Raw genomic sequence first — 15,833 nt, forward strand, 5'->3', positions numbered from 1 at the left:
GAAGTAGGGGATTCTCATGCGGACGAAGGGACTTGAACCCTTACGCCTTGCGGCACTAGATCCTAAGTCTAGCGCGTCTGCCGTTCCGCCACGTCCGCAAAACCTGCATGACCCAACTGGTTACCTGCGCCAGCATTCCAGTTGGAGCCCGCCCACCTATGCTAACCCAAGCCGGCTCTGGCTAACCCGGCAGCTGGGCAACAGCAACCTTCAGATCATCTGTGGCGTCCAGAACCACCCAACCTTGCCCCACCGCCCGCTTCCACAGCTCAAAGTGGAGGTGCGGCCCAGTTACCGCTCCGGTCGCCCCCACGTAGCCGATGACGGATCCCCGCTCTACCACTTCCCCCGGTGTTACAGCAACTTCGGACATGTGGCCATAGCGAGTGCGCCGACCGCCGGCATGCTCCAGCACAACGGTGATCCCTAGACCCCCCAGGGATCCCGAAGTGACCACCTTGCCGCTTAAAGAGGCCAGGATCGGCGTGCCCATGCTGGCCCCCAAATCCACCCCGGCATGAAACTCTGGCTCTCCGCGGATGGGGTGAATTCGCATGCCAAATCCAGAAGTGATCGGCACCGGGTGAGGTAAGGGATAGAGCAGTCGTTCTTCACCTACGGCCAGTTCAGGCAACGTCGGCGTTCCCGGTTCAGGAGCTTGGGGCTGGCTGGGATCCTCAATGCGAATCTCTTGGCCAGGGGCGAGGATGATGCGGCGACCGGAGCTGCGTTCCATCAGCACCACCGGCACCCCACTTTCAGGCTGAGCATGGGGAACCCGGTCATGGTTCTTCTGGGGCTCAATCACAATCTCACGGCCCATGACCGTCTCTGTGCGGGTTTCTGCCTCAAGGGTCGCAGGGCTGCCCTCTCGTAAAGGAATGGCTCCATCCAGCAGCAGGGCTGCCGCCCCAGGCGTGTCTAGGGCCGGTTCCACCACAGGCGGCGGGGGCAAAGGGGTTGGTTGGGTTTGGGCCAGCAGAGCAGTGGGATAAAACCAGAGCAGAGCCAGCCCCAGCTTCAGCCAAAAGCGCAGCCGCCGAGCTCGGGGGGAGAAAAGGCGCGCTGCCATAACCAAAAGCTTCATCACCGAGTTCAACACAGGCCACATAAAAAACACAAGAGAAATTACAGGCTATCGCCCGCCGGCATGTGATAGCTCAAGCGAACTTGGTCGGGTGTAAGCGTCAGAATGGATGGCTGCTGTTGCCAATGTCGCTCCCCCCGTGTTTGTACTCGCATCCTCCCATCCTCGGCAAGGCCCAAGATCGTGGGGCTTGTTTCCGGCCATTGAAATTGAATTTGTGGCCTAACCATCCAGGCTTCGTACTCTGAGCGAACGGGGGCAAATCCCCCTTGCAACCAGACGTGGAATCCCTGCTCCATCCCCTGCAGAACCCAGCCGGCAATCTCGGTGCAGTCGAGTGAGCGGTGCAGAGGGGATCCCAAAATTTGGGCTAAGGTGATTGCCCCAATGGGAACGGGGTTGTTGACATTCACCCCCACACCGGCCACCAACCCCAGCAGTTGCCCGCTCCCCCCAAAGCGGCTTTGCACCAGGATCCCCCCCAGCTTGAGCAGAGAATCCGGGCGCTGCTCGTCCACCACCACCAAATCGTTGGGCCATTTCAGCCGCAGCGGGATCCCAAGGTTTTGCCGTAAACGGCCCGCAATGCCCCAGCCCAAGGCCAGGGTCAGTTCCAGCAGCGAGTAATGCAAAGGCGGGGATCCCAGCCAAACGGACAGGTATAGTCCCCCCGGCTGCGAGTGCCACACCCGCCCATGTTGACCTTGCCCAGCCCGTTGGCGGGTGCTGACCAAAACTGTGCCCACTGGCAGCGGCTGTGGGAACCGACGGCCCCAGTCCAAGAGCAGCCGATTGGTGGAATCGGTCACCGCCACTTGCAGCAGATGGCGGCCCCACCGGCCCGCCTGGGATCCCAGCCGCGAGGGAGAAAGCATCTCTACCCGGGATTAGCTCAACACAATGTCTTCCGCCGGACGCTGGGCCAGCCGCTTGAGGTTTTGGTAGCGCAACATGTCCAGCAGATCATTGCCCGAGCGCCCCTCCAGACGGGCCTCCACATGCAGCGCCTGCCCTAGGGCCTCCACCGCCTGAAGCCGCGGGATCCCGCGCAACACCAGGCGATCCACCGCATAGGCGTCAGCAGCCAACAGACGACGGTCATTGGTTTGGTCGCGGCGCAACTGCCAGAGGGCCAAGCCACTCAAACCACCCGAAACGGTTGCTCCCACGGGATCCTGTTGTACGGCCTCGAAGATCAAGCTCAACCCCCCCAGAGCTGCTATGGCCAGGTAAAAGTCGATCTGCCGCGACACCGCCCGACTGTAGTAGCCCACCTTGTGCAGGAACAGCCCCGCCCGCTGCAGGGGGGTAAATTGCCGCCACTCGTAGGGCTTGATGAACAGCCGCATCTGCCGTTCCCAGGGCATTTGCCGACGGCCTTTGATCACCACCGTTTGCCGTTCCGAGGCGGGCAAGATCTTCACACTCTCCCGCATACTGGCTGGCAGCAGATCCAACAGGCGCTCAATCTCCGCCTGATCCAGAACGTAGTTTTCGTAGCCGTAGTATTCCGAGTTCATGCCGGGCCTGCTCCTCAGCTTAGTCCCATCGCCTGACGCATCTCTCGCACCGCCCGATCCAGCCCCACCAGCACCGCTCGACTGATAATGCTGTGGCCGATGTTCAGCTCCTCCATGCCAGGGATCCGCGCCACTGGGCCGACATTCCAGTAGGTAAGACCATGTCCCGCATTCACCCGCAAGCCCAGCTGAAGGGCCTGTTGGCTGGCCTTTTCCAGGTGGTCAAGTTCCACCTGCCGCTGAGCTGCGGATGAGGCTTCTGCGTAGCGCCCCGTGTGGAGCTCCACCCAGCGGGCTCCCACTTGGGCAGCAGCGGCAATTTGGGTCGGATCTGGGTCGATAAACAAGCTGACGGGAATGCCGGATCCCTGCAGTTGGCCGACCACATCCCTGAGGCGCGACACCTGCCCCGCCACATCCAACCCACCTTCGGTGGTGATCTCCTCCCGCCGCTCGGGAACCAAAGTGACGTAGTCGGGCTTGACCTCCAGGGCAATCGCCACCATCTCCTCGGTGGCTGCCATCTCCAGGTTGAGGTGGGTGCGCACGGTTTGCCGCAACAGCCGCACATCCCGATCTTGAATGTGACGGCGATCCTCGCGCAAGTGCACTGTAATACCATCTGCCCCCGCCAGCTCGGCAATCACCGCTGCCGCTACCGGATCTGGCTCCACCGTGCGGCGTGCCTGTCGAAGGGTGGCAATGTGGTCGATGTTAACTCCAAGACTTAACAAGGCTTTACTGCTTTGGGTGTAGAGGAGAATACCCCTAGTATTACATTATTCAATTTACGCCGGTCAGATGAGCCAGGATGCCATGGGCCTCAGGCCGCGAGGGTGTAGGCTTTACTCTATGATCAGGTAGCGACGTCTCGCCTGTGCGGGATCCACTCCGGGCTTGCCATGACTGATCCAGATGCCTCTCTGGCGGTGGGACAACACTCCATTGTTGACCGGGCGCGAGTGCCGGCTCTAATTGCCCAGTACTTGCCGGTGGAGATCTGCATTTACTACCAAGTCGTCCCCTTGGCCCTGGATACCGACAGCCTCATCTTGGGCATGGTGGATCCCCAGGATTTGGCGGCGCTGGACTATGTGAGCAAAATGCTGGCCTATTCCCAGATTTCCGTCCAGCCAATCCCTCTCACCGCTCAGCAGCAGCAGGATTTAATTGCCTACTACTTCAGCCATCCCCCCGACCCGGCAGAGGTGGAGCGGCTGCGCCTCCAGGCCCAAGCCAACCGGGTGACTCGGGAGGTTCCTGCTCCCGTGTCGGGGCCACCCACGCAGTTGAGGCCAACCCAGCCTCCGTCCGTCCCCGCCGACGAATCAGAAGAGACAGTGCAGCAGTTGCTCAACTCGATGCTGCGGCGGGCTTTGGATGAGAAAGCCGAGCAAATTTTCGTGGAGCCTCAAGAGGGGCCTTCTTGTCGAGTGCGCTACCGCCAGCAGGGGATTTTGCGGGATCTGTTCAAAGATCTCTCCGAGTCCATACGAGCGAAGTTGATCACCGCCATGAAGCGGATGATGGCGCTGGATCCGGAGTTGATCGGGGAGCCGCAGCAGGCAGAGGTGGAGCGGATGTACCGGGGGGAGCCACTGGTGTTGCAGTTGCGCATCATACCGCAGCGCTCCAAAAGTGGCCAGACTGCCGCCTCTAGAGAAGGGGCCATCTTGAGCATCCTGCGAGGGGAAGCTCTCCAGAAATATCAACAAGGCCAGAATAACCTCCGCGTCTCTGAGACCCTAGCTTTGGCCCAACAGACCTATCAACTGCTGCAACAATTGCAAAGTGCTCTCAGCAACACAGTTGACAAGCTTAAGCAGTACCCCAGTCCGCCGCGGAGCGACTGGCCCCTGATGACGGAGGTGTTGGCAGCTATTCAAGCCCAAGCCCAGATGATCGCCATCCACCAGCAGGACTGGGAAAAACTCAATTCCGGCAGTTGACCCCCCAAAACCAGCCCCGAGCAACATCCCTTCAACGGGATCCCTCCCGCAGCAGCACCAAAATCACTCCGGCAATGATGCTGATGGTGGCACCGGCAATCAGGCTGGTGGCCAGACGTTCCAGCCGTTCCCCGATGGTTTGTGAGGTGTCGAACTTAAAAGTGAGCTTTTCGACATCGCCCGAGAGCTTTTCAACATCGCCCGAGAGCTTTTCGACATCGCCCGAGAGCTTTTCAACCCGCTCCGAGAGTTTTTCGCTATCCCCTGAGAGCCGATCGATCCGCCTCAAAACTTCCTCTTGTTGTTGGGTGAGACGAGCTATTGCTTGGCTATTGGCCTCGACCAGGCGCTCGACTCGCTCTAGGCGCTCTTCTGTTGAAATCGTCATAGGGGCTAACAGTCGCGAGTACGGTACACCAGAATACCCATCCTATGCTATTGCCGGCTATTCGTCTCTCCGGCAGGGGTTTAATGGGAGGGCCTCCCATTCTGCTGCCCTGGATTGGGTGCGGTAATCTTGAGATCGTGAAGTCTTGTTCGTTAGCTTCCATGCCGTCAAAAGATCCAACTCCTCTGCCCAAGCCCCAGTCGCCATCAGGGGAAACCCCTGCCAGCTCGGGATCCCGCAGCTGGTGGCAGGCGCAACGGGAAAACCTTCTGACGGTGGTGCTGGCTCTGTTGCTGGCCTTCGGCATTCGCACCTTTGTGGCAGAGGCGCGTTGGATCCCCTCCGATTCGATGCTGCCCACTCTGGAAGAAGGGGATCGGCTGGTGGTGGAAAAGGTCAGCTACCGCTTTGGTTCGCCCAGACGAGGCGATATTATTGTTTTCAACCCTCCCGCCAAACTGAACTTCGACGGGGCCTACATCAAGCGGGTGATCGGCCTGCCGGGAGATCGCATTCGCATCGCCAACGGTGAGGTCATCATCAACGGGATCCCGCTGCGGGAAGACTACATCTATGCCCCCCCCGACTATTCTTGCCCTGGCGAGCGCTGTCCTGGAGTTCCCAATCAGGGATCCGAATTCGTGGTTCCTCCCCGCTCCTATTTTGTGATGGGGGATAACCGCAACGACAGCCAAGACTCCCATGTGTGGGGTTTCTTGCCGGAAGAAAACATCATCGGCAACACCATTTTTCGCTTTTGGCCCCCAAATCGCCTACACTTTTTCGCCCCGCCAGAATATCCTGAGCTTCTTCCAGAGGCCCAAGTGTTGGGCAACACAGCCCGGTAGAAAGCCAGCTTGACCCTGTCGGGACTGCTCAGTGCAGCCGCTCCAGCACATAGTCCACCATCTGAAACAAAGCACGACGCGCCGCAGAGTCCGGCAGGCTATACAGCGCTTCGGCAGCCCGCTGGGCGTAGTCGCGGGCCAACTGACGAGAGCGTGGGATCCCTTCGCTTTGATACACCCACTCCAGGGCCTGCTTCAGGTCTTGCGGGTTGGACAGCTCCCTGAGAATGAGCTCTCGCATCTGGGGAAATTCCTCTAGGGCAAACAGAACGGGTGCAGTGAGGTTGCCCTGGATGAGGTCGGATCCCACAGGCTTGCCAAGCGTCTCTGCCGAAGCGGTGAAATCCAGCAGATCGTCGACAATCTGAAAAGCAATGCCCAGATCCCGCCCAAAATCGAACAGGCGATCCGCCACTTCCTCGCTAACCCCGCTCAGCAGGCCAGCAGCCTTGGAACTGCCGGACATGAGGGAGGCCGTTTTGTAGAAGCTCTTGGCCAGGTAGTCTTCCATCGACACATCCGGGTCGAAGCGGGTGAGGCTCTGGCGCACCTCTCCCTCCGGCAAATCCATGATTACTTTGGAAAGGAGCTTCACTACCTCCAGGTTGTCCAGATTGGCCAAGTACCAAGCAGCTTGGCCGAAGAGGTAATCCCCCGCCAGCACGGCTATCCGATTGTCGAAGAGGGTATTCACCGTATCGATGCCCCGTCGCACGTCGGCAGCGTCGATGACATCGTCGTGAACCAAGCTGGCCGTGTGGATCATCTCAGTAATCTCTGCCAAGCGCCAATGCCGTGGGGTAATCTCTCCATCTGGGGTGGTGGCACGGGCAATGAGGAGCACGATGGCTGGCCGGATCCCTTTCCCTCCCGCCGAAAACAGATGTTCGGCAGCCATGGCCAGGATGGGGTGCTTGGCACTGACCAACCGCGTTAGGTTCTGGCGTAAACGCTCCAGATCCGCTTCTACAGGGCCAAAGGGGGAGAGCACAGAGGTCATGGAGCCAAAGTATGAGAGGTTTTACAAAATTTCACATCTTTTTCTATTGTAGAGTACCCCATCGTTCTCGGGGAAAACCAGGCAGTATCATGCAGGCAGTCCTTTGCCCTTCTCATGTCGGATCCCGTTCCCCCACTTCGATCTCATTCCGTTCCACCGCTCCCTTCAGAACCCGATTGGGAGGAGGAGTGGGAGCTGGCGCTGGAAAAGCCGCCGCTGTCTGGGCGGGCCCAGCCTCACCATCATGATCCCCAGTCTCGGCGCAAGTTGACCAACCGCTTGGCTCGCATCGAAGGGCATGTGCGTGGGATCCGCTCCATGATCGAGCAGGATCAGCCCTGTCCAGATGTGCTGCTGCAAATTGCCGCCGTCAAGGGAGCGCTGGATCGGGTGGCGCGGCTGATTTTGGACGATCACATTCGCCACTGCATCCGCCATGCCATCGAGACCGGCAATATCGAAGTAGAGCTGGAGGAGTTGCAGCGGGCTCTGGATCGCTTTATCGGCTAAGTCTCAATGGCCAGATTTAACTTGATGAAAGTCTCCCCTTGCTTGGCTCAGGGGAACGCCAAGCGGGGCTGTCAATATCTGCAGCGGGGGCTGGCCGTTGTGATGCTGCCTAGTACCCCAGGTCATTCAGAAGGTTGGGGGGAGGGCTGGGTATAGCGCTCCAGCAGAGATGCGCTTTTGAGTTGCCACTGCAGTCCCATGAAGGCCCAGTCGATAAACTCGTTGATCTCCTCAGCGCTGAACTGCATGGCTTTGCCGATCTCGAAAATTAGCTCCTCTTCTTTTTCCACCAGCTGGCTATTCACCACCGCCATTGCTGCCAAATCCCGCAGGATCAAGGCCCCTGCCGCATTGCGCATGGGCGGGATCCCGCTGATATCCAAAGGTGCACCTGCTTCATCGGCCAGATAGGTTTGGGCCAGTGGCGCTTCGATGCCTACCCCTTCTGCGATTTGCATGAAGAAAGAGGTTTCTTCTTCGTCCAACTGGCCATCCACTCGGGCCACCGCGATCAGGGCCTTGAGGTAGAGCTGGCGCTGCTCGTCTGTCAAATCGGCGTAGTTGATCATGGGGGTCGTCGCTGAGTGTGGGTTTTCTCTTTAACTCTGCCATGAAGATTGCCCTCCAAACCGGGATCCGACATTTTCCAGTCGAGGGGAAGATCGCCTAAAATAAAAAGCCTATGTCTACCGGCCAAGCGGCGAGACTCCGGGTAAGGTTCTGGGGCTTCAGCATGCTTGGCGGGTTTGCGTGAACTCTTTGTTGGATTTGGATCTTTACAGCTTGCGGAGCGTCCCCCAAGGAGTGGATACCCCATGGTCAAATTGCGGCTCAAGCGCTACGGAAAAAAGCGGCAACCCAGCTATCGCATCATCGCCATTGAAAGCAAAAGCCGTCGTGAAGCCCGTCCGCTAGAGGAACTGGGTTACTATAACCCGCGCACCAAGGAGACGGTTTTGCAAACGGCAGGCTTGCTGAAGTGGTTGCGTTGTGGCGCTCAGCCCACAGAGACCGTGGACAGTCTCCTCAAAAAGGCCGGCATCTACGAGATGTTGAAAGCAGGGGAAGGCGGAGTGGTTGCCTCGATTCGCATCCCGGCCATGGCCAAGCCTGAAGCTGGGATCCCTGAGGCGGCAGAAGAGGCCCCTGCAACAGAATCCGTGGCCGAGGCTGAGGTCGCCGATGTTCCCGAGTCTGAATTGAGCGAAGCTGCCACTGAGACAGCAGCGGCAGAATTAAGTCCTCCAGAAGCTGAAGTTGAAAAGCCTCAGGTTGAGGAAGCGGTTGAGGCCTAGGGTCGGCTAAGCTTGGCTTGGCCAGTTGTTCCCTCCTGTCGTCTAGCTCTCTATGCCAGACTACAAGGCTCTCGCCCATCTTTTGATCGAACCGCTGCTCAGCAGCGCCTCTCTTCAAATGGATGTGGAAACCACCTGTGGCGGGCGAAAGGTATGGCTGCGGCTGGCCTTTGACCCGAAGGATCGCGGGCGGGTGTTCGGGCGAGGCGGGCGTACCTTGCAGGCGATTCGACAGGTGATGATGGCTGCAGCTCAGTTGGCGGGCCAATCTCTGTACATCGACATCTACGGAGAAGCGGGAGAGCGGGAATGAGCCAAATTCTCACCTTTCTGGGCAAGGGGGGCACAGGTCGGAGCACCTTGGCCGTGGCGGCAGCTCGGGCCGCAGCCCAGCAGGGGCGGCGGGTGCTGTTGGTGGGCCATCAGGCGGGGCCAGGGCTGGAAATGCTTTTGGGCGGGATCCCGCTTTCCGGCGAGCCGGTGACCATTGCTGCCAACTTGAGCGTGGTGCAGTTGCGGACAACCCAGCTGCTGGAGCAGTTCTGGACGGCGGCCAAAGAGCTGGAAGCCCGATACGTGCGCACCCCCTTTTTCCGGGAGATCTACGGCCAGGAACTGGGGGTGTTGCCGGGCATGGATCAGGCCCTGGCCCTGGAAGCTCTGCGCCGTTACGATGCCAGCGGCCAATACGACTGCATTCTCTACGACGGGCCGGGGGATCTGACCACCTTGCGGGCCTTTGGGATCCCGGAGGTGGCCAGTTGGTACTGGCGGCGGGCTTCCAAGGCTTTTTTGGGATCCGACTTGGCCAAAACCCTGCGACCCTTTGCCGAGCCGTTGCTGCGTTCGGTGAGCACTGTGGAGTTTTCCTCTCTGGAGGATCTGCCGGAGCGGTTGGGGGGCATGACTAACCTCTTGGAGCAGGGACGACAGGCCATTGCCGATCCGCGCCGTGTGTTGGCCCACCTGGTGACCACCCCTGACCCGATGGCCGTGCAAACCGCCCGTTACCTTTGGGGGAGTGCTCAGATGGTGGGGCTGACGGTGGGTGGCCTCTGGGTTACCCCTCTGGCTCCGGGGGAGGTCTCGGCCGCCGATTTTTTCCCGCTGACACTACGAACACTCCCCCTGCGTCAGGGATCCGATTGGTCGGCTTTGGAAGCGGCAGTAGGAGGGATGTTCGCCGTGCCGGATGTGCCGCCGCCCGTGGCCATCGACGAGGGATCCCGTACAGTCAAGCTGTTTATTCCCGGCTTCAGCAAGGCGCAAATCGAGCTGAGCCAGTCGGGCCCGGAGCTGACCATCACCGCCGGGGATCAGCGGCGCAATTTGTTCTTGCCCCCCAGCTTGGCAGGTCGGCAGGTGACTGGGGCCAAGTTTCAAGAACCCTTCCTGGTCATCAGCTTCGGCTAAAACGATCCCCAGGTGTTCCCCTCTGTTCGCGTCAACGGGATGGAGTCCTTGGGAGAGAGCGATGTTGGCCAAACGGATCATTCCCTGTCTGGATGTGGCGGCAGGGCGGGTGGTGAAAGGGATCCAGTTTGTGCAATTGCGGGATGCCGGGGATCCGGTAGAGCTGGCCCAGGCTTACGATCAGGCAGGGGCCGATGAGCTGGTCTTTTTGGACATCACCGCCACCCACGAAGAGCGGGAGATCTTGCTGGAGGTGGTGCGGCGCACCGCAGAGCAGGTGTTCATTCCCCTCACGGTGGGAGGGGGGATCCGCGATCTGGAGGGGATCCGACAACTGCTGCGGGCCGGGGCAGACAAGGTCAGCCTCAACTCGGCAGCGGTTCGGGATCCTGATCTCGTGGCTCAGGCCAGCCGCTGGTTTGGATCCCAGTGCATTGTGGTGGCCATCGACGCTCGCGCCAAGCCGCAGGGAGGGGGATGGGAGGTATACGTGCGCGGGGGGAGGCAGCCGACGGGGCTAGACGCGGTGGAGTGGGCCAAAACCGTGGCCGAACGGGGGGCAGGGGAGATCTTGCTCACCAGCATGGACGCCGACGGCACCCAGGCCGGCTATGACCTGGAGCTAACCCGGCGGGTGGCTGAGGCGGTGTCGGTGCCGGTGATTGCCTCAGGAGGAGCAGGGGAGTGTGCTCATATCCGCCAAGCTCTGCAGGAGGGAGGGGCGGAAGCGGCTCTATTGGCCTCGCTGCTCCACTATGGCCGGCTGACGATTGCCCAAATCAAAGCCGACTTGGCCGCCCATGCCATTCCGGTGCGTTTCTAGCTTGGGGAGGGATCCGTGCAGGCTCAAGATCTGGCCGCTCTCCTGCCTGAGGTGTGCCGCCTGGCAGAAGCAGCAGGGCAGGCCATCTTGCCCTTCTATCGGCAAAAATCGCTGCCGATCCAACTCAAAGCAGATGCCTCTCCCCTTACAGAGGCGGATCTGGCCTCCCACCACCTGATCCTGCAAGGCTTGCAAGAGTTGACCCCAGGGATCCCGGTGCTCTCGGAAGAATCGGGCGGGATCCCTTACCCAGAGCGGCAACAGTGGGAGCGGTTTTGGCTGGTGGATCCCTTGGATGGCACGCGCGAGTTTATCGAAGGCAGCGGCCAGTTCACCGTCAACATTGCCCTTGTCGAGGCGGGGATCCCCATCCTGGGGGTCGTCCATGCCCCAGCTCTGGGCCTCACCTACGCGGCTGCGCAAAAGCTGGGGGCCTGCAAGAGGGAAAGGACTCCGTCCTGCGTTCACGAACAGCCCATCCGCACCTGCCCTTACGCCCAAGAACCCCTACAAGTGGTGGCCAGCCGTTCCCACAGCAACCCGGAGACGGAGCAGTTCCTCGAGCGGCTGCGGCAGCGCTGTGGCTCTCTGGAAGTGAAGTCTGTGGGCAGTGCCCTAAAGCTTTGCCTTGTGGCCGAAGGATCTGCCCATCTCTACCCTCGCTTCGGCCCCACCATGGAGTGGGATACTGCCGCTGCCCAGTGCATTGTGGAGCAGGCGGGGGGAAGGGTTACCGATCTGGTAGGGGATCCCTTGCGCTACAACAAGCCCGACCTGCACAACCCGCCCTTTGTAGCGGCTGCCGAAGGCATGGCCCAACTGTGGCAGAACCTGATCCCCTGAGCGAAGCCCCGGCTACATGCCCATCTCTGTGGGGTTAAAGCCATCCGGGAACTTGGTGTACTCGTCGTAAAGGGCACCGCGGAAATGGGTGTTGGTGATGATGGCTCCGCGCAGATCGGCCCCAATCCGCAGATCGGCTCGGTTCAGCTCGGCTTCGCTGAGGTCGGCCCTGAGCAATTTGGCCCGGTAGAGGTTGGCCCCCCGCAAATCTGCCTTCACCAACTTAGCCCCAATCAGGTTCACCCGTCGCAGCTTGGCTCCGCGCAGGTCGGCTCCCGAGAGATCTGCTCCCGACAAATCCGCCTCGCGCAAATCTGCCCCACTCAAGTCGGCATCCCGTAGGATAATGCCCTTCAAATTCGCGCCACTCAACTGCGCTCCACTCAGGTTGGAGCCCGAAAAATCCCGTTGGCCAGACGCATAAGCCTGCAACAGTTGCTTGGCATCCAAGAGAGGCTTGATACTTGCTGTTGTCATTGTTGCTTGTTCTCTCACAAAACCGTAGGCAAACTAACCTCAGCCCTGCCGGAAGCAGGCTGTGACCCTTTCGCAGGTTGATTACCCTCTGGGGATCCCTGCCACTCGAGGTGGAACGCTTTACTGACAGACTTTGCCCTGCTGGTCGGCAGAAGGGCTGTCAGAGTTCTTGTTGGTTAGCTTACCACCCCCCGGCCCAAACTCAGCCCGGCAAGCCTTGAGAGTCGGAGGAGAGCGACATTCCGCCTGTTAGAGCTGGTCAATCTCCTTGCGCAAATTTTCCAACTCCAGATCGACCTCGCTCTCACTTGCGGTGGAAGGTTGGCCTGAGGACTTTGACCCTCCAGAGGGCAACTGACCCTGGATCGACGCCTTGAGCATCAGCAGCTCGTGATCTACATCCGAGCCACCCGCCTCCAAAGCGGCAAACTGGTTTTCCAAATTGTCCACCGCCAGCTCTGCCACTGCCGCCGACTGAGCTTCCAGGGAGTTCACCTTCTCCTCCATGCGCTCAAAAGCGGCAAAGGCGCTTGTGGCGTCCACCCGCCCGATGACCTGGTTGATTTGTTGAGAAGCTTTGGCCGCGCGGGCGCGGGCGATGAGCATGTCTTTTTTGGTCTTGGCCTCAGCGATCTTGCTCTCCAGCTTGGTCATGTTGGACTTCAGGATCTCCACCTGCTTAGTCTGCTCATCCAACTGCCGCTTCAGGCTTTGGGCAGTCTCGGCAAAGGTTTTCTTGCGCACCAGCGCTTCCCGAGCCAAGGCTTCGTTGTTGTTGCGCAGGGCCAACTCGGCGCGTCTTTGCCATTCGTCAACACTCTGCTGCGCTTGCTCGTACTGTCGCTCTATTCGCTTCTGGGCAGCAATGGCCTGGGCAACCGCTTGCCGCATCTGGTAGTGATCCTCAGACATGTCCTGAATGGTCTGGTTCAGGATTTTCTCCGGATCCTCGGCGCTGCTGACCAGCGCATTGATATTGGATCTAATGATTCGGCTGACCCGATCGAACAATCCCATCGGTTGCTTCCCCCTCTAGCGGTCTGACCTAATGCTACCCTTGCTGCTTTGATGCCTTCCAGTGCTTCTACTCCAGTATAGGGATCCATAGGGCTCCGCTGAAAAAAGCTGTAACGTTCTCTTGCCCCAATACCCTCCAGAGCCGATAATGCTTGCTTAACTTCGTTTGCTGACCGACAATCCCTGTTCTCTGATCGGGGCCATCCGCAGGTCGAAACGAAGTTGAGTTTGGCCGGTGTTGTTGGGAGTTCTCCGCCCCAGGTTCACGATTCAGGAGAGGGATCCGTGGCTCAGCGCCCGATTATTCTGGGTATTGTTGGTGATAGTGCTGCTGGAAAAACCACCCTCACCCGTGGCATTGCCCAAGTCTTGGGGGAAGAAAACGTCACTGTCATCTGCACCGACGACTACCACCGCTACGACCGCAAACAACGCGCTGAACTGGGGATTACAGCCCTCCATCCCGACTGCAACTACCTGGATATCGTTCAGCAGCACCTGACGCTCTTGCGCACCGGCCAGCCGATCCTAAAGCCCGTCTACAACCACAGCACCGGCACCTTTGACCCGCCAGAGTATGTCAAGCCCAACAAATACGTGATTGTCGAAGGGCTGCTGGGCTACTTTACCCGTGGTATGCGGGATAGCTACGATGTCAAGGTTTATTTGGCCCCTCCCGAACATCTACGCGCCCTCTGGAAGATTAAGCGGGACACCCGCAAGCGCGGATATACCGAAGAGCAAGTGCGAGAAGAGCTCAAAAAGCGCGAACCCGACTCAGAGGCTTTTATTCGTCCACAGCGCCAATGGGCCGATGTAGTGGTCACCTTTTACCCGCCCCAAGAGGGATCCGACCAAGACGAGGTATTGCTGAATGCACGCTTGGTGCTGCGCCCCACCATTCCTCACCCAGATTTTTGGCAAATCCTCAATGCCCGCGACAATCACCTTAGCTCTGCCATTCGTTTGGATTTGGATCGGGATATGGGCAAGCCCGTCGATGTTTTGCAGATTGATGCCCATGCTACGGCCAGCCAAGTGATCGAATTGGAGCGGATGCTCTGCAACGAAATCCCTTACCTGGGCAAGTTCTGTAGCTTAGAGGGAAACCCCAATATCGGCCAATTGATCGGCACCACCGGCGAGCTGCTCCAGAGCTATCCCCTGGCTTTGACTCAGTTGCTGATCACCTACCACATGCTAAAAGCGGCCCATATCTACCAGTAGAATCCGTGGCGGTGAGGGATCCCCAGTTTCGCAAGACCTGCAGGGTAAGGCTCGGCCCAGCACGGTAACCCGCTCCCAGAGCAGAGTCTTGTGAGCTTCTGTCAAGGACATGGGCTGTGCTGGAATTGAACCAGCGGCTCCCACCGTGTCAAGGTGGTACTCTACCACTGAGTTAACAGCCCCTATGAGCGATGCTGCCGCGCATCTACCTGAAGGTCGGAAACAGATAATATCACATCTTAACCTGTCCCATTGGGGTCAACCTAGGTGGAGAGTGGACAGGTGCCCTATTTCAAATCAAAAAGGGGATCCGGTCAGCAACTGGTAGTGCAGAACCTGGGGTGGGCGAGCAAAGTAGGGCCCGATGAGGGCACGCCAGCGGACAAAGTTTTCCGATTGGCGAAAGTTGACCAGATGGGCCTCTAGGGATCCCCACTGAACGAGCAGTAGGTATTGCTGAGGGTGCTCCAGACAGCGCTGCAGTTGGTGCCCTTGGTAGCCGTCGGTCTGCTGCAAATAGATGAAAGCTTGAGCGATGGCGGCTTCAAAGGCGGCTTCAGAGCCGGGGGTAATTTCAAACTGAGCCACCTCAAGGATGGAGGAAGCAGTCATGGGTTAGGTATGCAGGCCGCATTCGGTTTTGCTTGTGCCCTTCCAGCGTCCAGAGCGGGGATCCGCCCCTGGCTCAACAGGCGCAGTGCAGTGGATGCAGCCGATACTGGGGTAGTGGCGATCGTGCAGGGGATTGTAGGGGATCCCGTGGTCAAGGATGTATTTCCAAACTTGGCCATTTGTCCAGTCAGCCAGCGGGTTGAGTTTGAGGCGGTTGCGCTTGCCGTCCCACTGCACCTTGCCGATATCGGCGCGGGTGGGGGATTGTTCCCGACGCATCCCTGTAATCCAAGTGGTGCAACCGGCCAGAGCACGATTCAAGGGCTCCACCTTGCGGATGTTGCAGCAGAGGTCGGGGTTAGAGCGATACAGTTCTGGCCCGTATTGAGCTGCCTGCTCTTCCGGGGTAAGCAAGGGCTTGAAGATCTGCAGTTGCAAGTGGGGGTAGCGCGCCAACACCTGCTCCCGCAGTTGTAGGGTTTCCGGGAAGTGAAAATCGGTGTCCAGAAAAAAAGCGCGAACACGGGGGTTAATCGCCGTGAGCAGATCGATCAGCACTAGGTCTTCCGGGCCAAAGCTACAGGCCAGCACCAGCCCATCTCCAAATTCTTCAACCGCCCAGGTGAGCAGGTCGCTCGCCGACAAAGGCTCAAACCGTTCGCTCAGGGACGCCACTTGAGGTTGATACTGCTCCCGCAGCGCTTGAGCCGCCAGCTCCCAGCGGCTAGAAGGAGAAAGGCTTGCTGTCATAGGGGGAAGACACCGAACTCGACGATTTTTGCTTTTTTTAATCTACACTAATTCGGTCAAGCTTTAGGGGTTTT

At 59.2% G+C, this 15,833-nt stretch carries 20 protein-coding genes and 2 tRNA genes; 9 read left to right on the forward strand and 13 right to left on the reverse strand.

Annotation, left to right across the window (positions count from 1 at the left end):
• Positions 1-17: 17 nt before the first annotated feature.
• From ACVWZJ_RS04400 to ACVWZJ_RS04420, 5 genes are all read right to left on the reverse strand, one after another.
• A tRNA-Leu gene (locus ACVWZJ_RS04400) sits at positions 18-98 on the reverse strand.
• Between the two features lie 83 nt (positions 99-181).
• On the reverse strand, positions 182-1,111 hold the full coding sequence (locus tag ACVWZJ_RS04405; RefSeq protein WP_148202680.1) for a M23 family metallopeptidase: 930 nt from the start codon (positions 1,109-1,111) through the stop codon (positions 182-184).
• Positions 1,112-1,128: 17 nt separating this feature from the next.
• A complete protein-coding gene (locus ACVWZJ_RS04410; RefSeq protein ID WP_011432112.1) occupies positions 1,129-1,962 on the reverse strand; it encodes a biotin--[acetyl-CoA-carboxylase] ligase in 834 nt (277 codons plus the stop codon).
• Between the two features lie 12 nt (positions 1,963-1,974).
• Positions 1,975-2,607 carry a DUF3318 domain-containing protein gene (locus tag ACVWZJ_RS04415; RefSeq protein ID WP_011432111.1) on the reverse strand — a complete coding sequence of 211 codons (633 nt, stop codon included), beginning with the start codon at positions 2,605-2,607 and terminating at the stop codon, positions 1,975-1,977.
• A gap of 14 nt (positions 2,608-2,621) precedes the next feature.
• Entirely contained in the window at positions 2,622-3,341 is a 720-nt protein-coding gene (locus ACVWZJ_RS04420) for a pyridoxine 5'-phosphate synthase (protein ID WP_011432110.1), read from the reverse strand.
• 168 nt (positions 3,342-3,509) lie between these two features.
• Between ACVWZJ_RS04420 and ACVWZJ_RS04425 the strand changes: the two genes are divergently transcribed.
• Positions 3,510-4,556 (forward strand): ATPase, T2SS/T4P/T4SS family, encoded by a 1,047-nt coding sequence (locus ACVWZJ_RS04425; protein WP_414332177.1) that lies wholly within the window; start codon positions 3,510-3,512, stop codon positions 4,554-4,556.
• A 31-nt stretch (positions 4,557-4,587) separates the two neighbouring features.
• Here ACVWZJ_RS04425 and ACVWZJ_RS04430 read toward each other — a convergent pair whose 3' ends face one another.
• Positions 4,588-4,944 carry a hypothetical protein gene (locus ACVWZJ_RS04430; protein WP_011432108.1) on the reverse strand — a complete coding sequence of 119 codons (357 nt, stop codon included), beginning with the start codon at positions 4,942-4,944 and terminating at the stop codon, positions 4,588-4,590.
• Positions 4,945-5,105: 161 nt separating this feature from the next.
• On the opposite strand from ACVWZJ_RS04430, the gene lepB reads away from it, so the two are divergent.
• On the forward strand, positions 5,106-5,792 hold the full coding sequence (gene lepB, locus ACVWZJ_RS04435) for a signal peptidase I (RefSeq protein WP_041436160.1): 687 nt from the start codon (positions 5,106-5,108) through the stop codon (positions 5,790-5,792).
• A 28-nt stretch (positions 5,793-5,820) separates the two neighbouring features.
• Here lepB and sds read toward each other — a convergent pair whose 3' ends face one another.
• Complete coding sequence (gene sds, locus ACVWZJ_RS04440) at positions 5,821-6,792, reverse strand: solanesyl diphosphate synthase (protein ID WP_041436149.1); 972 nt, start codon at positions 6,790-6,792, stop codon at positions 5,821-5,823.
• Positions 6,793-6,906: 114 nt separating this feature from the next.
• On the opposite strand from sds, the gene ACVWZJ_RS04445 reads away from it, so the two are divergent.
• Positions 6,907-7,302 carry a metal-sensing transcriptional repressor gene (locus ACVWZJ_RS04445; RefSeq protein ID WP_414341707.1) on the forward strand — a complete coding sequence of 132 codons (396 nt, stop codon included), beginning with the start codon at positions 6,907-6,909 and terminating at the stop codon, positions 7,300-7,302.
• 122 nt (positions 7,303-7,424) lie between these two features.
• On the opposite strand, the gene ACVWZJ_RS04450 is transcribed toward ACVWZJ_RS04445, so the two are convergent.
• A complete protein-coding gene (locus ACVWZJ_RS04450; RefSeq protein WP_414350341.1) occupies positions 7,425-7,871 on the reverse strand; it encodes a TerB family tellurite resistance protein in 447 nt (148 codons plus the stop codon).
• A 246-nt stretch (positions 7,872-8,117) separates the two neighbouring features.
• Here ACVWZJ_RS04450 and rpsP point away from each other — a divergent pair, with 246 nt between their 5' ends.
• The 5 genes from rpsP to cysQ all read left to right on the forward strand — a co-directional run bounded on the left by rpsP (position 8,118) and on the right by cysQ (position 11,676).
• A complete protein-coding gene (rpsP, locus tag ACVWZJ_RS04455; protein WP_011432103.1) occupies positions 8,118-8,597 on the forward strand; it encodes a 30S ribosomal protein S16 in 480 nt (159 codons plus the stop codon).
• A gap of 52 nt (positions 8,598-8,649) precedes the next feature.
• On the forward strand, positions 8,650-8,910 hold the full coding sequence (locus ACVWZJ_RS04460) for a KH domain-containing protein (RefSeq protein WP_414341712.1): 261 nt from the start codon (positions 8,650-8,652) through the stop codon (positions 8,908-8,910).
• Entirely contained in the window at positions 8,907-10,010 is a 1,104-nt protein-coding gene (locus ACVWZJ_RS04465) for a Get3/ArsA fold putative tail anchor-mediating ATPase NosAFP (protein ID WP_457394883.1), read from the forward strand. Before ACVWZJ_RS04460 ends, ACVWZJ_RS04465 begins: the two co-directional genes overlap by 4 nt.
• 61 nt (positions 10,011-10,071) lie before the next feature.
• Complete coding sequence (gene hisF / locus ACVWZJ_RS04470; RefSeq protein ID WP_457394886.1) at positions 10,072-10,833, forward strand: imidazole glycerol phosphate synthase subunit HisF; 762 nt, start codon at positions 10,072-10,074, stop codon at positions 10,831-10,833.
• A gap of 15 nt (positions 10,834-10,848) precedes the next feature.
• Positions 10,849-11,676: a 3'(2'),5'-bisphosphate nucleotidase CysQ gene (gene cysQ / locus ACVWZJ_RS04475; RefSeq protein ID WP_457394889.1), complete on the forward strand. Its 828-nt coding sequence runs from the start codon at positions 10,849-10,851 to the stop codon at positions 11,674-11,676.
• Positions 11,677-11,688: 12 nt separating this feature from the next.
• On the opposite strand, the gene ACVWZJ_RS04480 is transcribed toward cysQ, so the two are convergent.
• Together ACVWZJ_RS04480 and ACVWZJ_RS04485 are read right to left on the reverse strand one after the other, a co-directional pair.
• Positions 11,689-12,153 carry a pentapeptide repeat-containing protein gene (locus ACVWZJ_RS04480; protein WP_011432098.1) on the reverse strand — a complete coding sequence of 155 codons (465 nt, stop codon included), beginning with the start codon at positions 12,151-12,153 and terminating at the stop codon, positions 11,689-11,691.
• A gap of 249 nt (positions 12,154-12,402) precedes the next feature.
• Positions 12,403-13,170 (reverse strand): PspA/IM30 family protein, encoded by a 768-nt coding sequence (locus tag ACVWZJ_RS04485; protein ID WP_011432097.1) that lies wholly within the window; start codon positions 13,168-13,170, stop codon positions 12,403-12,405.
• Between the two features lie 285 nt (positions 13,171-13,455).
• Here ACVWZJ_RS04485 and ACVWZJ_RS04490 point away from each other — a divergent pair, with 285 nt between their 5' ends.
• Positions 13,456-14,397, forward strand: a complete 942-nt coding sequence (locus ACVWZJ_RS04490; protein WP_011432096.1) for a phosphoribulokinase — start codon at positions 13,456-13,458, stop codon at positions 14,395-14,397.
• 110 nt (positions 14,398-14,507) lie between these two features.
• Here ACVWZJ_RS04490 and ACVWZJ_RS04495 read toward each other — a convergent pair.
• The 3 genes from ACVWZJ_RS04495 to ACVWZJ_RS04505 form a co-directional block, all read right to left on the reverse strand.
• Positions 14,508-14,579 (reverse strand) — tRNA-Val (locus ACVWZJ_RS04495).
• 115 nt (positions 14,580-14,694) lie between these two features.
• Positions 14,695-15,009, reverse strand: coding sequence for an antibiotic biosynthesis monooxygenase family protein (locus ACVWZJ_RS04500; RefSeq protein WP_414344235.1), 315 nt, complete (start codon positions 15,007-15,009; stop codon positions 14,695-14,697).
• 3 nt (positions 15,010-15,012) lie between these two features.
• Positions 15,013-15,759 carry a phosphoadenylyl-sulfate reductase gene (locus ACVWZJ_RS04505; protein WP_414398981.1) on the reverse strand — a complete coding sequence of 249 codons (747 nt, stop codon included), beginning with the start codon at positions 15,757-15,759 and terminating at the stop codon, positions 15,013-15,015.
• Positions 15,760-15,833: the final 74 nt, after the last annotated feature.

The sequence above is a fragment of the Thermostichus sp. OS-CIW-29 genome, from assembly GCF_054058195.1.

What these genes read in the sequence shown, in the direction of transcription:
- ACVWZJ_RS04405 (WP_148202680.1), bottom strand. Translation starts at nt 1,111, where the DNA reads ATGTGGCCTGTGTTGAACTCGGTGATGAAGCTTTTGGTTATGGCAGCG.
- ACVWZJ_RS04410 (WP_011432112.1), bottom strand. Translation starts at nt 1,962, where the DNA reads ATGCTTTCTCCCTCGCGGCTGGGATCCCAGGCGGGCCGGTGGGGCCGC.
- ACVWZJ_RS04415 (WP_011432111.1), bottom strand. Translation starts at nt 2,607, where the DNA reads ATGAACTCGGAATACTACGGCTACGAAAACTACGTTCTGGATCAGGCG.
- ACVWZJ_RS04425 (WP_414332177.1), top strand. Translation starts at nt 3,510, where the DNA reads ATGACTGATCCAGATGCCTCTCTGGCGGTGGGACAACACTCCATTGTT.
- ACVWZJ_RS04430 (WP_011432108.1), bottom strand. Translation starts at nt 4,944, where the DNA reads ATGACGATTTCAACAGAAGAGCGCCTAGAGCGAGTCGAGCGCCTGGTC.
- lepB (WP_041436160.1), top strand. Translation starts at nt 5,106, where the DNA reads ATGCCGTCAAAAGATCCAACTCCTCTGCCCAAGCCCCAGTCGCCATCA.
- sds (WP_041436149.1), bottom strand. Translation starts at nt 6,792, where the DNA reads ATGACCTCTGTGCTCTCCCCCTTTGGCCCTGTAGAAGCGGATCTGGAG.
- ACVWZJ_RS04445 (WP_414341707.1), top strand. Translation starts at nt 6,907, where the DNA reads ATGTCGGATCCCGTTCCCCCACTTCGATCTCATTCCGTTCCACCGCTC.
- ACVWZJ_RS04450 (WP_414350341.1), bottom strand. Translation starts at nt 7,871, where the DNA reads ATGATCAACTACGCCGATTTGACAGACGAGCAGCGCCAGCTCTACCTC.
- rpsP (WP_011432103.1), top strand. Translation starts at nt 8,118, where the DNA reads ATGGTCAAATTGCGGCTCAAGCGCTACGGAAAAAAGCGGCAACCCAGC.
- ACVWZJ_RS04460 (WP_414341712.1), top strand. Translation starts at nt 8,650, where the DNA reads ATGCCAGACTACAAGGCTCTCGCCCATCTTTTGATCGAACCGCTGCTC.
- ACVWZJ_RS04465 (WP_457394883.1), top strand. Translation starts at nt 8,907, where the DNA reads ATGAGCCAAATTCTCACCTTTCTGGGCAAGGGGGGCACAGGTCGGAGC.
- hisF (WP_457394886.1), top strand. Translation starts at nt 10,072, where the DNA reads ATGTTGGCCAAACGGATCATTCCCTGTCTGGATGTGGCGGCAGGGCGG.
- ACVWZJ_RS04480 (WP_011432098.1), bottom strand. Translation starts at nt 12,153, where the DNA reads ATGACAACAGCAAGTATCAAGCCTCTCTTGGATGCCAAGCAACTGTTG.
- ACVWZJ_RS04485 (WP_011432097.1), bottom strand. Translation starts at nt 13,170, where the DNA reads ATGGGATTGTTCGATCGGGTCAGCCGAATCATTAGATCCAATATCAAT.
- ACVWZJ_RS04500 (WP_414344235.1), bottom strand. Translation starts at nt 15,009, where the DNA reads ATGACTGCTTCCTCCATCCTTGAGGTGGCTCAGTTTGAAATTACCCCC.
- ACVWZJ_RS04505 (WP_414398981.1), bottom strand. Translation starts at nt 15,759, where the DNA reads ATGACAGCAAGCCTTTCTCCTTCTAGCCGCTGGGAGCTGGCGGCTCAA.